The 12285-nt window shown below is 60.9% G+C and carries 16 protein-coding genes; 7 read left to right on the top strand and 9 right to left on the bottom strand.

Annotated features, from left to right (window positions below; translation table 11 throughout):
- Positions 1–87: 87 nt before the first annotated feature.
- Positions 88–1860: a phospholipase D-like domain-containing protein gene (locus P0D80_RS14660; protein WP_408285059.1), complete on the top strand. Its 1773-nt coding sequence runs from the start codon at positions 88–90 to the stop codon at positions 1858–1860.
- A 34-nt stretch (positions 1861–1894) separates the two neighbouring features.
- On the opposite strand, the gene P0D80_RS14655 is transcribed toward P0D80_RS14660, so the two are convergent.
- The 4 genes from P0D80_RS14655 to P0D80_RS14640 form a co-directional block, all read right to left on the bottom strand.
- The gene (locus tag P0D80_RS14655) at positions 1895–2590 is read right to left on the bottom strand and encodes a DNA alkylation repair protein (protein WP_408284764.1); all 696 of its coding nucleotides are present in this window, start codon (positions 2588–2590) and stop codon (positions 1895–1897) included.
- On the bottom strand, positions 2587–2733 hold the full coding sequence (locus P0D80_RS14650; protein WP_408284761.1) for a hypothetical protein: 147 nt from the start codon (positions 2731–2733) through the stop codon (positions 2587–2589). Before P0D80_RS14650 ends, P0D80_RS14655 begins: the two co-directional genes overlap by 4 nt.
- 63 nt (positions 2734–2796) lie before the next feature.
- The gene (locus P0D80_RS14645) at positions 2797–2949 is read right to left on the bottom strand and encodes a hypothetical protein (RefSeq protein ID WP_408284758.1); all 153 of its coding nucleotides are present in this window, start codon (positions 2947–2949) and stop codon (positions 2797–2799) included.
- Positions 2950–3502: 553 nt separating this feature from the next.
- Positions 3503–3754 carry a hypothetical protein gene (locus P0D80_RS14640; RefSeq protein ID WP_132383423.1) on the bottom strand — a complete coding sequence of 84 codons (252 nt, stop codon included), beginning with the start codon at positions 3752–3754 and terminating at the stop codon, positions 3503–3505.
- Between the two features lie 342 nt (positions 3755–4096).
- On the opposite strand from P0D80_RS14640, the gene P0D80_RS14635 reads away from it, so the two are divergent.
- Both P0D80_RS14635 and P0D80_RS14630 read left to right on the top strand, forming a co-directional pair.
- The gene (locus P0D80_RS14635) at positions 4097–4372 is read left to right on the top strand and encodes a hypothetical protein (RefSeq protein ID WP_132383422.1); all 276 of its coding nucleotides are present in this window, start codon (positions 4097–4099) and stop codon (positions 4370–4372) included.
- Between the two features lie 43 nt (positions 4373–4415).
- Positions 4416–4772: a superinfection immunity protein gene (locus P0D80_RS14630; RefSeq protein WP_132383420.1), complete on the top strand. Its 357-nt coding sequence runs from the start codon at positions 4416–4418 to the stop codon at positions 4770–4772.
- Positions 4773–4836: 64 nt separating this feature from the next.
- On the opposite strand, the gene P0D80_RS14625 is transcribed toward P0D80_RS14630, so the two are convergent.
- The 3 genes from P0D80_RS14625 to P0D80_RS14615 form a co-directional block, all read right to left on the bottom strand.
- The gene (locus P0D80_RS14625; protein ID WP_132383419.1) at positions 4837–5355 is read right to left on the bottom strand and encodes a hypothetical protein; all 519 of its coding nucleotides are present in this window, start codon (positions 5353–5355) and stop codon (positions 4837–4839) included.
- Between the two features lie 213 nt (positions 5356–5568).
- Positions 5569–6048, bottom strand: coding sequence for a nuclear transport factor 2 family protein (locus P0D80_RS14620; RefSeq protein ID WP_132383417.1), 480 nt, complete (start codon positions 6046–6048; stop codon positions 5569–5571).
- A gap of 13 nt (positions 6049–6061) precedes the next feature.
- The gene (locus P0D80_RS14615) at positions 6062–6727 is read right to left on the bottom strand and encodes a TetR/AcrR family transcriptional regulator (RefSeq protein ID WP_408177597.1); all 666 of its coding nucleotides are present in this window, start codon (positions 6725–6727) and stop codon (positions 6062–6064) included.
- Positions 6728–6835: 108 nt separating this feature from the next.
- Between P0D80_RS14615 and P0D80_RS14610 the strand changes: the two genes are divergently transcribed.
- Positions 6836–7486, top strand: coding sequence for a YceI family protein (locus P0D80_RS14610; protein ID WP_132383414.1), 651 nt, complete (start codon positions 6836–6838; stop codon positions 7484–7486).
- Positions 7487–7567: 81 nt separating this feature from the next.
- Here the strand turns inward: P0D80_RS14610 and tdh are convergent, their stop codons facing one another.
- The gene (gene tdh, locus P0D80_RS14605; RefSeq protein WP_132383412.1) at positions 7568–8599 is read right to left on the bottom strand and encodes an L-threonine 3-dehydrogenase; all 1032 of its coding nucleotides are present in this window, start codon (positions 8597–8599) and stop codon (positions 7568–7570) included.
- A gap of 13 nt (positions 8600–8612) precedes the next feature.
- Positions 8613–9812 carry a glycine C-acetyltransferase gene (locus P0D80_RS14600; protein ID WP_132383410.1) on the bottom strand — a complete coding sequence of 400 codons (1200 nt, stop codon included), beginning with the start codon at positions 9810–9812 and terminating at the stop codon, positions 8613–8615.
- A 149-nt stretch (positions 9813–9961) separates the two neighbouring features.
- Here P0D80_RS14600 and P0D80_RS14595 point away from each other — a divergent pair, with 149 nt between their 5' ends.
- The 3 genes from P0D80_RS14595 (at position 9962) to P0D80_RS14585 (ending at position 12249) form a co-directional block, all read left to right on the top strand.
- The gene (locus P0D80_RS14595; protein ID WP_408177594.1) at positions 9962–10600 is read left to right on the top strand and encodes a helix-turn-helix domain-containing protein; all 639 of its coding nucleotides are present in this window, start codon (positions 9962–9964) and stop codon (positions 10598–10600) included.
- Between the two features lie 105 nt (positions 10601–10705).
- A complete protein-coding gene (locus P0D80_RS14590; RefSeq protein WP_132383406.1) occupies positions 10706–11104 on the top strand; it encodes a DUF2471 family protein in 399 nt (132 codons plus the stop codon).
- Between the two features lie 62 nt (positions 11105–11166).
- Positions 11167–12249: a tyrosine-type recombinase/integrase gene (locus tag P0D80_RS14585; RefSeq protein ID WP_408284749.1), complete on the top strand. Its 1083-nt coding sequence runs from the start codon at positions 11167–11169 to the stop codon at positions 12247–12249.
- Positions 12250–12285 lie beyond the last annotated feature (36 nt).

Below are 12285 nucleotides of genomic sequence, written 5' to 3'. Positions count from 1 at the left end.
TACCTTTTTTTGATTTCGCGTCTTGTCACCATTTCAACAAACTGCGCATCCAGACTGAAGCTCCATTCGACATCATGGAACCAAATGATGAATGTAAGCGTGCGCAGCTATCTGTCCCCGACACTCGTCCTACTCGCTTTCGATTGGCCCGAAGGCGGCAAGCGCGAAGACTTCCTCGGTTTCGCCATCAAACGGACGCCGGGTTTTCTCGCCGCCGATGGACATGAACGCGAAGCCAGCAGTTGGCTCCCCAACCGGTTGACGTTCAAAGGCGTGGTGCCGGATACGCAGAAAGACGCGCCGACGAATGAGGCGCCCATTCAGAAATTCATGTGGTGGGATGCGCGAATCGATGAGGCGGATCGGGAAAAGTCGTTCACCTATCTCGTCTATCCGGTGATCGGCACGCCGGAAGCGCCGCAATTGCTCGACGCGCAAAAAGGCGAATGCAAGCTGACTTTGCCCGCGCATATGGAGGCGAACATCGGCTCGTGGTTCAACCGCGCCGTGGTCAGTTCGCAGGCGTTCGCGCGTAAAGTCAAGGCGCTGCATCTCGCGCCGAACGCAGCGCCTTCGGCGGAACAGGCATTGCGCCTGCGCACCTGGCTAGCAAACGACTTGCAGGAAGTGTTCGCGCTGACGCTCGATCACGCGCATCGCGCGGCATCGGCGGTGTACCACCTGACCGATCCGCTCTGGGCGATTCCTGCCTTCGAGGCTTTCGGCAAGAAGCAGGGCAAAGCATCGCTTGCCATTGTTTACGACTCGCACAAGGTGTCGCAGAAGGGCAAGCCACCGGCACCGTCGCCGAATCAACCCGCTGTCGACGAGCTCGCCGATGTCGCCACGTTCGCGCCGCGCGACAAGACGCACATCATGCACGACAAGTTCATCGTGGTGGACAACGGCAATGGCGAGGCGTCACCGGCGCGCGTACTGACGGGCTCGGCCAACTTCACCACCGAAGGCATCACCGAGCAGGCGAACGTGCTCCATCTGTTCGATTCGCCGGAACTGGCCACGCTGTACAGCGAACGCGCCAAGGCGCTCGCCGGCAATCCGAGCATTGCGGCGACGGCGAAGCTCACGCCGGGTTGGTCCGAGTCGATTCAGATCGGCAGCGCGAAAGTGCGGGTCTGTTTTTCGCCGGAAGCGAAGGACTCGCGTTTGCAGATCGACACGATCGTCGAAGCGATCAACAAGGCGAAGCACTCCGTGGTGTTCTGCCTCTTCATGCCGACCGACGCGCCACTGCGCGATGCCTGTTTCGCGGCTGGCGACAAAGGCCGGATGATGTTCGGCCTCGTCAACCACATCAGCCCGAAGTCGGCGGAGGCAGCAGAGGAGGCGGAGAAAAACGGGCAGATCGTCTCGACGACCGCGCTCGCCAACATGGAGCTATATCACCGCGGCCGGGACAAGCACGACGTGATCGACGCGGAGTATTTTTCACCGGCAACCGTGCCGGCAGGCTTCGAACCCGAGTTGCGCCTTTTTCCAGGCGAACACGCGCCGAGCTACGCGCCGGTCATCATTCACCACAAGTTCCTGGTGATCGACGCAGAGGGCGCCAATCCGATTGTCTACACGGGCTCGGCGAATATGAGCAACAACTCGGAACATTTCAACGACGAGAACCTGCTGGAGATTCGCGACCGCCGCATCGCCGGCACGTATCTCGCGGAATTTCTGCGGCTCTACGAGCACTATCGGGCGCGTGCGTTGGCAATACGGCAAAAAAACGACGGCACGCATGAGCGTTTGATACTGGCGCCGAATGGCTCGTGGGCGAAGAAGTATTTCGTTGCGGACAGTCCGGAAGACAAAGCGCGTGTTGCGCTCGCGCACGGCGGTGATTAGACCGCACGCGGGCGAACGTTAAGCGATCGAAGCGTCAGCGAATCGGCGGAAGATGCTTCGACGCCTCGCGCAAGGTGAGCGGCGAGATAAGGTCTCGCGAGGCCGATAGAAAACCGCTCACCACGTCGGGCGCGTGCCGCGCGTAGTCGCGCAACGCCCAGCCGATCGCCTTACGGATAAAGAAGTCATTTTCCGCGGCCAGCGAACGCGCGTAGCCGAAGAGGCGATCTTCGTCGGTATGCCCGCGCCAGCCGAGTTGATGAATCATCGCGATACGTCGCACCCACAGCGATTCGTGCTGAAGCGCGGCATCCATTACCGCCTGCGCCTGCGGCGTCCCGATTCGCGCCGCTTTCAGCACGTCGCCGACCACGGCCGCGAGCGGATCGATCGAATCCCACCACGAAGCATGCTGCGCGATGGCCAGCAAATGCGCGATGTCGGTGGTTGCAAGCGTCTTCCAGTTGCGCGCCAGCAGATCTGTCGCGACGTACTGGTATTCGCGCGCCGGCATCGTCCATAAGCGATTGGCGCACGCCAGCAAGAGATCGGCGTTCTCCACCGGCAGCCGCTTGAAAACCGGCGTTACCGCTTGCCGCCGCAGCGGCGTCGGCACACCGATGAAGTCGAACTGGTGACGCATATAGGCGCGCATGGCGAGCGCGCGGTCTGTGTCGGCGTGCGGGGCGAGCGCCGCCTTGATTTCCTTGGCGAAGGCGTTGGGCGTCATTGAGGAAAGCGCTCGACGTGAACTTCGCCGCGCCGGTAATCGGTGAAGTACGATTCGATGCCGGCCTCACCGAGCGCGCGCACCGGGCACTGCGCGCGGTCTTCGTCAACGCGACGGCTAGCTTCGTCGAGCTTGGCGCGCATGGTGATCTCCAGCAGGGTTGGACGTTTATTCGATGGAAGCATCGAAAATGCGTTGAGCGAATGCTAGTTTCCCAGGAAATCGATGTCAAATTCATGCGGAAACGCGCTCGATAAGAACTCGGACTTCTGCTCCCGAATTCCCTCACCTTTGAGCGTGGCCAGATCGACATGAGTCACGCGCAGCGCGCTCTGCTTCTCGCAACGCAGGCCGAACATGACGGCGCACTAGCTGCGTCGCATGTCTCCGCGATACTCGGCGTGTCGTATCTGAAGGCGAGCGAAGTGATCGCGTCGGGCTGTCGCGCGCGATGTGAGAACACCTCGGCAGCGTTGCGCGGGCAAGCTGGCGCGTTCACGCTTTGTTTGCATATGGAAGAGGATGTAAGCAGATGGGCAGCATCGGCGCTACGCCGATACGCTTCAAGGTGAGGTGTTTGAGCGCTCGATGCTTCACCGTTGGCGCTACGAATAGAACTCCCTGGAAATCCTCACCTTATCTCAGGTGCGGATTCAGCGCGGCGTTGACTCACCTCCTGGAATCGCTCACCTTTGCCGGGCGATCTCCTGGAACGGCTCACCTTGCGTCTCTTGTTTGTGGTTAAGGTGCTGTTCGGCTCCTGGGACGGCTCACCTCTCGGCAAGTTTGACCTGTCTGTCTCCTGGAAAGCTTCACCGTTGATCGTGATGCGCGTCATCTCCTGGAATTCCTCACCATTTATCGGTGCGGCGCTATCTCCTGGAATTCCTCACCATCCTGGAACGGCTCACCTCAACGAGCCACCCTATCGGCAAGCCAGACGACTGCTTTGATTGCCGCGCCGAGCGCTTCCTCCTTCGAAGGAAACACAGCGCCCGAATAGTATTGGACCGGCGTCCAGGCTCCGCCGTCTTCGACATCGCGACGAAATTCTTCGAATCCGTATGTGCCGTCCGAACGTAGGAACAGGTCCACGCATCGGTTGTGCTCATCGTTTTCGATGCTGTCGAACACCAGCGAAGACTTGTCGATACGTGATGACATTTCGGATCTCCACTCGCAGGTCGGGCCTGCACTGCGCGGTTGTCACAACTTGTCCGTCAACGATGCTAGCACCGCGGGCGAATCCATGTTTTCGCCCTTTGGTTCGACCTGAACGCAAATTTTTGGTCATCCGCAGGCTGTTCGTAATCGGCCTTTCTCAGCACGGTGATGCCCGGAAACCCGCCATGGGCCGCACTCCGCTTCATTGTTTGGTTTGCAGCAACTGTGATTTCACGCTATTGGCATAGAAAAAAGATAGGCGCCGTCTAAAGTACAACTTGTCAACGGCGCGGGTCTCACTCGACTCGCGGTGCTTCTAAAAAATCGCATTGGAGATTCATCATGAAAAGCAAACTTCTTGCAGCCTTGCTCGTCGCAGCTACTACCGCTTTCGCTGCTCCCGCATTTGCCAGTGGGTATGGTCCGGCACCTTCGTATCGCCCGTCGGTTGGCGCCCCGGCGTCGCAGCGCGGCCAGAGCGCACAAACGGTCGCAGTCGAACGCAGCAATGCGGTCGGTTCGGTCAATGATTCGTACGGTGGCGTAGTTGGGTCGTCTTCGGAATCCGGCAGCCGTCAACCTGACCAGTCTCTTGGTCGCTTGTACTCCGGTCACTAATCTGAAAGTCGTGCGCGTACCGAGGCTGTAGCGAGGTGTTGAAATGTTGAAGATTATCGAAGGTGCGGTGGTTCTGGGTGCGCTGATGCTGTATCTGGCGCCCGCAATGATTGCGGACGCCAGAGAACGCAAAGACGCCTTTGCGGTGACCATGGTGAACGTCTTGCTCGGATGGACGGTGATCGGTTGGTTTGCAGCGCTGATCTGGGCGCGGCATCCTGTGAGCGATCGGCGCCTGAAGCACTTCGCGAAGCGAGCACACCGCGCAGTCGCACGGGTCACCATTGATGCAATCGTCGCTCGAGCAGAATGTCGTGGTAGCTCGATCCCGGCGTTCAACCCTCGTTTGGTGCCGATAGTTGCACGTATTGCTGCAAGCAGTAATCGACAGAAAATGTAATTCGGGCTGCTGGTTGCCCGGTGCCTTCGGATGATTGCAAGCTATCTGGATATCGATAGTTTGCTTAGAACTTCACCTTCAATTGAAACCCAATGGTGAACGGAAGATTATCGGAAGGGATCGGCGGAATCACGATGAAGTTCGCGCCCACACGCTTGTATTCGACCATGACGATCGGCGCGACCACCGGCCCGATCGTATGGTCGTGGCCCAAGCCCCAGTTGCCGTAGTTATAGCCCGAGATGATCCCGCCGATCGCCGCGATCCGCACGATGCCCCAGTGCGCGAACTCCGGCGCCCACACCCCGCCGCCATAGTAGGAAGGCCGGCGCAGCGAGTTGCGAAAGCCACCGGCAGTCAACGCCCATTGGTTATTGAGCCAGCATTCGACGCCGAGACCCGGATTGAACTGCTCGAAATGCGTGTTTGGATCAGGGTTGATGTGATACGAACCCAGCATGGCGTCGACCCATACGCCGCCCTCGCACCAATTGCCCGCATGGGCGGCCGACGCAGCGGCGAGGCTGGCAACGAGCGCCACTGCGGTACGTCGGATATTCTTGTTGATCTGCCGAAAATGCATGTCCTCTCCGCCACCGGTCGAGCGCCGGCGTCATCTATGTTCCGGGTATGCTTGCATGCCGTCCGTCGCGCACTGTACCTCAAGCCGCACAGGCGATGTTGAGGACACGCTCGGACGCGTGGGCACAACACGTGCCCGGACGCGCAGACATAACAGTAACGGAGAACCGATGGCAGAGCGGTGAACGCGCATCGCGCGTTCACCCGCGCCAGGTCAGAGACCGAGATCGGACAGACTGGGATGGTCGTCGGGGCGGCGGCCGAGCGGCCAGTGGTAAAGACGGTCCGCTTCGCGAATCGGCATATCGTTGATGCTGGCGTGACGATGCGCCATCAGTCCGTGCTCGTCGAATTCCCAGTTCTCGTTGCCGTACGAGCGGAACCAGTTGTTCGAATCGTCGTGCCATTCATAGGCAAAGCGCACGGCGATGCGGTTATCCGTAAATGCCCACAGTTCCTTGATCAAACGGTAGTCGAGTTCTCTCGCCCATTTGCGGCGCAACAAGCCGACGATCTCCGCGCGACCATGCGTGAACTCGGCGCGGTTGCGCCACACGCTATCCACCGTGTAGGCGAGCGACACGCGCTCGGGGTCGCGGGTATTCCAGCCGTCTTCCGCGGCGCGCACTTTCTGGATTGCGGTTTCGCGTGTGAAGGGCGGCAGCGGCGGGCGGGTTTCAATCGAGTCGGCCATGGTAATTCCTCAGTCAGGTTGCGGTTCGCCGGGATGGCGGTCGTTTGCTTGGCGGGATGCCTGGCTCGCCCGCGCACTCCGCGTCGAGCAGGACTTGGGCTGCAGCTTGCGCGTCGAGGGCGGCATCGGGCTCGCCGCTCACCAGTGCCACGGCAATGGCGCCGTCGAGCAAGATCAGCCATTGACGCGACAAGCGCGCCGTGCGACGGGCGTCGATGTCCGACTCCGCCGCGAATGCATCACATTCGGTTTGCACGAACGCCAGCAGGCGTTCCTTGTGATGGCGCGCGACGATCCGGATCGGGTCGTCCGCGGAGGCAATTTCACCGGATGCGTTCAGAAATGCGCAACCGTGAAAATCCTCCGATGCAAACCATTCGCGCAGCACCTCGAACATGCCGAGCAGGCGTTTGCGCGCCGTCTTGCCATGCCGTTGCGTGCCCGCGATAAACCAGTTCATCCAGCGTTCGTCGCGCCGGTCGAGCGCGGCGGCCACGAGCGCATCTTTCGATTCGAAATGCGTGTAAAAGCTTTTGCGCGCCGCGCCGGACTGCTTGACGATCGCGTCCACGCCGGTTGCGTGAATGCCGCCGGCGTAGATCAACGCTTCAGCCGCGTCCAGCAGCCGCTCGCGCGCGCTGCCGGGTGCGACTGATTCAGTGTGAGTTTCGGTAGCCATGGACGAAGGGTAGAACGATCATTCTCCCTCGTCAAGTCTTTTGCGTTTTTGCAGGTTGGGTGCGCGAACTGTTATCTTGAGCACGATCGGTCAACGGGAACGAACTTCATGAGTACACTGACTCTCCGCGCCACCTTCATGCGCGCCCTGCTCAGCGCAACACTACTGACGGCGGTGGCCTGCACGCCCGTGCAAGTGCTCACGCATACGGTCAGCCAGAACGAAACACGCGTGCCGCCCGGCCGCTACGAAATCGATCCGGATCATTGCAGCATTACCTTCGACATCGATCATTTCAAGTATTCGCGCTTCACGGCGCGCTTCGATCGCAAGAAGGGCGAACTCGACTGGAACGAAGGCGGTCTGGACAAGAGCACGACGTCGGTGACGATCGACGCCGCGAGCATCGATACGAATGTGCCTTTGCTCGACAAAATGGTGAAGAGCGCCAACATGCTCGACGTGGAGCGCTATCCGGAGATTCGCTTCGTCAGCACGCGTTTTGAGCGCACGGGCGAATCGCGCGGCACGTTGACCGGCGATCTGACGATTCATGGCGTCACACAACCGGTCACGCTCGACGTCACCTTCAATGGTTTTGCCCCCGATCCGCTCACGAAGAAAGACACGCTCGGTTTTTCTGCCGAGGGGCATTTCAGTCGCGCGAAGTTCGGCCTGGCGACGTGGTATCCGGCCGTCGGCGACGATATTCATGTGCGCATTCAGGCCGAGTTCGTTAAAACGCCCGCAGGCGGGTGAGCGCGGTGCGGGCGTTGGTCCAAGCGTTTTTTTGCTGCACGCTGAGACTGCAAGCGTGGTCGCGCGTCGGCGCGTGTTAACTCATGCGGCCGTCCAGTCGAGAATCACCTTGCCGCTTTCGCCGGAGAGCATCGTGGCGAACGCTTCCTGATAGTCGTCGACCTTGAAATGGTGCGTGAGGATCGGCGAGAGATCCAGGCCGCTTTGCAGCATCGCGACCATCTTGTACCAGGTCTCGAACATCTCGCGTCCGTAAATGCCCTTGATTTCAAGGCCTTTGAAGATGACCTGAGTCCAGTCGATCGCGGTCTGCGCGGGCGGAATGCCGAGCAGCGCGATCTTGCCGCCGTGGTTCATCGCTTCGAGCATGCCGGTGAAGGCGCTCGGCACACCGGACATTTCCAGCCCGACGTCGAAACCTTCGGTCATGTGCAGGTCCGCCATCACGTCGCGCAGCGATTCGCGCGAGACGTTGACCGCACGCGTCGCGCCCATCTTGCGCGCGAGTTCGAGGCGATAGTCGTTGACGTCGGTGATCACGACATTGCGCGCGCCCACGTGTTTGGCGATCGCCACCGCCATGATGCCGATGGGTCCGGCGCCGGTAATCAACACGTCTTCGCCGACCAGATTGAACGACAGCGCGGTGTGCGTGGCGTTGCCGAACGGATCGAAAATCGCGGCGAGGTCGTCGGAAATCTCGGGCGGAATCTTGAATGCGTTGAATGCCGGAATCACCAGATACTCGGCAAACGCGCCTTCACGATTCACGCCGACGCCCACCGTATTGCGGCACAAATGCCGGCGGCCCGCGCGACAATTGCGGCAGAAGCCACAGGTGATATGTCCTTCGCCCGACACGCGATCGCCGATCGCAAAGCCGCGCACTTCCTGGCCCATTTCGACGATTTCGCCCACGTATTCGTGGCCGACATGCATCGGCACGGGAATCGTTTTTTGCGCCCAGTCGTCCCACTTCCAGATGTGAATATCGGTGCCGCAAATCGCGGTGCGCGTGATGCGGATCATCACGTCGTTGTGGCCGACTTCGGGTTTCTTGACGTCCGTGAGCGTGAGGCCGGGAGCGCGTTCGAGTTTTGCCAATGCTTTCATGTGCGCCTCCGTATTAGATGACACCGAGTTCACGGCCGACGCGCGCGAATGCATCCACCGCGCGGTCGATCTGTTCGGGCGTGTGCGCGGCGCTCATCTGCGTGCGAATGCGTGCGCGGCCTTTCGGCACGACCGGGAACGAGAAGCCGATCACGTACACGCCTTCCTTCAGGAGCGCATCGGCCATTTTCGAAGCGAGCTGCGCGTCGCCGAGCATGACAGGAATGATCGGATGTTCGCCGGGCACGAGCGTGAAACCGAGCGCACTCATCTTGCTGCGGAAGTGCGCGCCGTTTTCGCGCACGCGCGCGCGCAATTGCGCGCCTTCTTCGCTCGCCAGCAGTTCGAGTACTTTCAGCGAAGCGGCGGCGATGCTCGGCGTCAGCGTGTTCGAGAACAGATAGGGACGCGAGCGCTGACGCAGCAACTCCACGATCTCCTTGCGCGCGGCCACGTAACCGCCCGATGCGCCGCCGAGCGCCTTACCCAGCGTGCCGGTGATGATGTCGATGCGCGACAGCACGCCACAATGTTCCGGCGTGCCGCGCCCGTGTTCGCCGACAAAACCCACGGCGTGCGAGTCGTCGACCATCACGAGCGCGCCGTAACGGTCGGCCAGATCGCAGATGCCGGCGAGGTCGGCGATGATGCCGTCCATGGAGAACACGCCGTCGGTCGCGATCAGTTTGAAGCGCGCGCCGGCGGCCTCCGCTTCGATCAGTTTCGCTTCGAGGTCGGCGAGGTCGTTGTTCTTGTAGCGAAAGCGCTTCGCCTTCGACAGCCGCACGCCGTCGATGATGCTCGCGTGGTTCAGTTCGTCGCTGATGATCGCGTCGTTTTCGTCGAGCAGCGTTTCGAACAGGCCGCCGTTTGCATCGAAGCAGCTGGAGTAGAGGATGCAATCGTCGGTCTGCAGAAACGCGGCGAGCGCGTGTTCCAGATCCTTGTGCACGGTTTGCGTGCCGCAGATGAAGCGCACGGACGCCATGCCGAAGCCGTCGTTGTCGAGACCTTGCTTGGCGGCCTCGATCAGGCGTGCGTCGCCGGCGAGGCCGAGGTAGTTGTTGGCGCAGAAGTTCAGCACGTCCGTGCCGTTAGCCAGACGAATGTCGGCCGATTGCGGGCTGGCGATCACGCGCTCGTTCTTGTAAAAGCCGTCAGCGCGAATCTGCTCGAGGGTGCCGCGCAGATGGGCGAGGTAAAGGTCACGCATGAACCAGACTCCTGAAAAGGGTGGTAGCGCCCGTGTCAGCGTGTTCGGCATGTGCGACCACGAGGCGGCCTGTTATAGTCGGCTGTCAGTTTTATCGGATTTTTTCGTTTTTCCGAACTAAAATCCGGTATGTCGAACAACTCTAAACGATGGGTCAGGAAATGGCAAGTTCGGGTATCCGCCGCGCCGCGGCCAACGCGGCGCCCATCCCAGGCGCAACTTCGGTCCCGGCAGTCGCGGCGCCGCCGCGCGTCGGCGAACAGATTCAGCGTTTGCGCGCCGAACGGCGCATGACGCTCGACGATCTGTCGCGTGCGGCCGGCGTGTCGAAATCGATGCTCTCGGAGATCGAGCGCGACAAGGCCAATCCGACCATTGCGGTCGCCTGGCGGCTGACCAATGCGCTCGGCGTCAGCCTCGATTCGCTCTTCGCGCCACAAAAGACGCCGGAAGCGATCGCTGTCTCCGGGCCGCACGAGATTCCCACTTTGAGCGGGCACGACGCCAAGTATCAATTGCGAGTGTGGGGGCCAATCGAACTGGCCGGCAAGTTCGAGTGGTACGAATTGACGCTGCAGCCAAGTGGGGCGCTGGTGTCGAACGCGCACGAACCCGGCACGCGCGAGCATCTGACCGTGCTGCAAGGATCGATCGAAATCGAGGCGGCCGGCACGACGAAACGGCTCAAGGCGGCGGACACCGCGCGTTATGTCGCCGACGAGCCGCACGCGATCCGCAACGCCGGCAAGGGCGAGGCGAAGGCGCTGCTGGTGGTGATTCACGGCTGATCTTCCGGCGCACCGTGGCTAGTTGTTGGCGGAATCGGGACTTCGCCCGAGGTTGCATCCGACACTGTATATTTGTACAGTACAGGGTATCGACTGGAGCCGATCATGAACAAGCTGACAACCGACTCGACCGACCACGCTCTGGCCGCGCTGCGCTATCAAACCGCAGCGCGTGATCTCGAACACATCGTCCGCAATATTGCTGCGCGCTACATCGTGCAACAGGTGCCGCTCACCTGGCGTTTGCTGCATGCCATCGAAGCCGAAGCGCTGGCTGACCTGGGCTTCGCCAGCCGGCACGACGCGGTGATGCTGGGTCTTTTTCAACGACCGTCCGATTTGCCGTATCCGGAAACGGACGAGGCGGTGGACTTCGGCACGTCCACGGCACTGCCGGCGGTGTTCGCGTTCGCGGTCAGTGCTTATGAAGAAGCGGCACGGCGGGCTGCGCAGCCGTCGTCGGAGAACGCCCCTTTGAAACATGCGCGCGCTTGGGGCGACTGAATCCGGGCTGCATTTCCATCCGTTGCCACCTAGAATGGGTGCAACTAACGGAAGAATAACCCATGTCACCTCCTCACCTGACCGACCCGGTCCCGCGTCCAGCGCCGTCCACGGATCTCTTCGATCAGCAACGTGAAGACTGGCGCCGCGACCCGCAAATCGCGTTCGACGCATGGCTAGCCAAACAACATTTCCGCCGTTCTTCCGCTGAAGTCTACCAGGCGCAGTGGGGGCTTTTTCTCGATTGGCTGAGCGCACGTCAAAAGAGTCTGGTCACGGTCGAAGCTCACACGATTGCCGAATTCGTCGCCGGACTCGACGTCAAAAAGACTCAACGTGTACGGTATTTACGGCTGATCGAGCGAGTGCTCGATCATGTGCGCGAGATCGAATCCGCTTCGACCAATCCGGCGCGCTTCATTGCTCAGGATGGCGAAGCAGCGTGGCGAAACGCGCGCGATAACGAGCCCACCGGCTTCCTCAACCACGCCGAACGAACCGCATTGATCGCGCATCTGTTTTCGCCGTTGCCGGATTTGTCTGCGGCGCAACGTTGGCGGGAGCGGCGCGACCGCGCTTTGATCGCCGTGTTTTTAGGCGGCGGATTGAAAACGGGCGAGGCTGCTTCCCTTACGGTTAGTTGCGTGAATGTGGGATCACCTTGGGTAACAATCGAGTCGGCCAATCCGATGCTGACGCGGCGCACTCGGCTCGCACCTTTCGCCGCCGCGATTCTCGACGCGTGGCTCGCCGAACGGCGTCTGTCGGAATTGGCGGGTAATCTGGTTTTTCCCGCATCGCCTTCCGGACGTCCGATGCATAAAGCCACCATGCTGCGCGCGGTCGACGCCTTGATCGACGGAGCCGGGATCGCCGAGTCGCGAGCGTCGCGAGCCAGTCCGCAAACATTGCGCAACACTTTTGCGGCCGATCTGTTCGAGAGCGGGGTCGAGGCGGAACTGGTCGGGCAGTGGCTGGGGTTTGTGCAGGCGGTGTCGGCGAACCGTCTGTATCGCGCGTGGCAAAACTGGATGGATCAGCAGGATTCTCCTGCCGCAGAGGTGCCGGATCCGGCCGTTCCGCCGCTGCCAGCACCTAGGCGTGACGGGCGTTTGACAAGGAAAAGGGGAGACGCCGAGTCCTGAAACTCCTCACCTTTCGAGTCCCGAATTTCCTCACCT

The organism is Paraburkholderia sp. RL17-373-BIF-A, from assembly GCF_046030175.1.
GTDB lineage: Bacteria > Pseudomonadota > Gammaproteobacteria > Burkholderiales > Burkholderiaceae > Paraburkholderia.
Note: the sequence above shows the minus strand (reverse complement) of the source record. Positions and strands in the feature narration are given on the sequence as shown.

Bases quoted from the DNA above. Each gene is read 5' to 3' on its own strand.
- P0D80_RS14660 (WP_408285059.1), top strand. From the start codon at position 88: ATGAATGTAAGCGTGCGCAGCTATCTGTCCCCGACACTCGTCCTACTC.
- P0D80_RS14655 (WP_408284764.1), bottom strand. From the start codon at position 2,590: ATGACGCCCAACGCCTTCGCCAAGGAAATCAAGGCGGCGCTCGCCCCG.
- P0D80_RS14650 (WP_408284761.1), bottom strand. From the start codon at position 2,733: ATGCGCGCCAAGCTCGACGAAGCTAGCCGTCGCGTTGACGAAGACCGC.
- P0D80_RS14645 (WP_408284758.1), bottom strand. From the start codon at position 2,949: ATGTTCGGCCTGCGTTGCGAGAAGCAGAGCGCGCTGCGCGTGACTCAT.
- P0D80_RS14640 (WP_132383423.1), bottom strand. From the start codon at position 3,754: ATGTCATCACGTATCGACAAGTCTTCGCTGGTGTTCGACAGCATCGAA.
- P0D80_RS14635 (WP_132383422.1), top strand. From the start codon at position 4,097: ATGAAAAGCAAACTTCTTGCAGCCTTGCTCGTCGCAGCTACTACCGCT.
- P0D80_RS14630 (WP_132383420.1), top strand. From the start codon at position 4,416: ATGTTGAAGATTATCGAAGGTGCGGTGGTTCTGGGTGCGCTGATGCTG.
- P0D80_RS14625 (WP_132383419.1), bottom strand. From the start codon at position 5,355: ATGCATTTTCGGCAGATCAACAAGAATATCCGACGTACCGCAGTGGCG.
- P0D80_RS14620 (WP_132383417.1), bottom strand. From the start codon at position 6,048: ATGGCCGACTCGATTGAAACCCGCCCGCCGCTGCCGCCCTTCACACGC.
- P0D80_RS14615 (WP_408177597.1), bottom strand. From the start codon at position 6,727: ATGGCTACCGAAACTCACACTGAATCAGTCGCACCCGGCAGCGCGCGC.
- P0D80_RS14610 (WP_132383414.1), top strand. From the start codon at position 6,836: ATGAGTACACTGACTCTCCGCGCCACCTTCATGCGCGCCCTGCTCAGC.
- tdh (WP_132383412.1), bottom strand. From the start codon at position 8,599: ATGAAAGCATTGGCAAAACTCGAACGCGCTCCCGGCCTCACGCTCACG.
- P0D80_RS14600 (WP_132383410.1), bottom strand. From the start codon at position 9,812: ATGCGTGACCTTTACCTCGCCCATCTGCGCGGCACCCTCGAGCAGATT.
- P0D80_RS14595 (WP_408177594.1), top strand. From the start codon at position 9,962: ATGGGTCAGGAAATGGCAAGTTCGGGTATCCGCCGCGCCGCGGCCAAC.
- P0D80_RS14590 (WP_132383406.1), top strand. From the start codon at position 10,706: ATGAACAAGCTGACAACCGACTCGACCGACCACGCTCTGGCCGCGCTG.
- P0D80_RS14585 (WP_408284749.1), top strand. From the start codon at position 11,167: ATGTCACCTCCTCACCTGACCGACCCGGTCCCGCGTCCAGCGCCGTCC.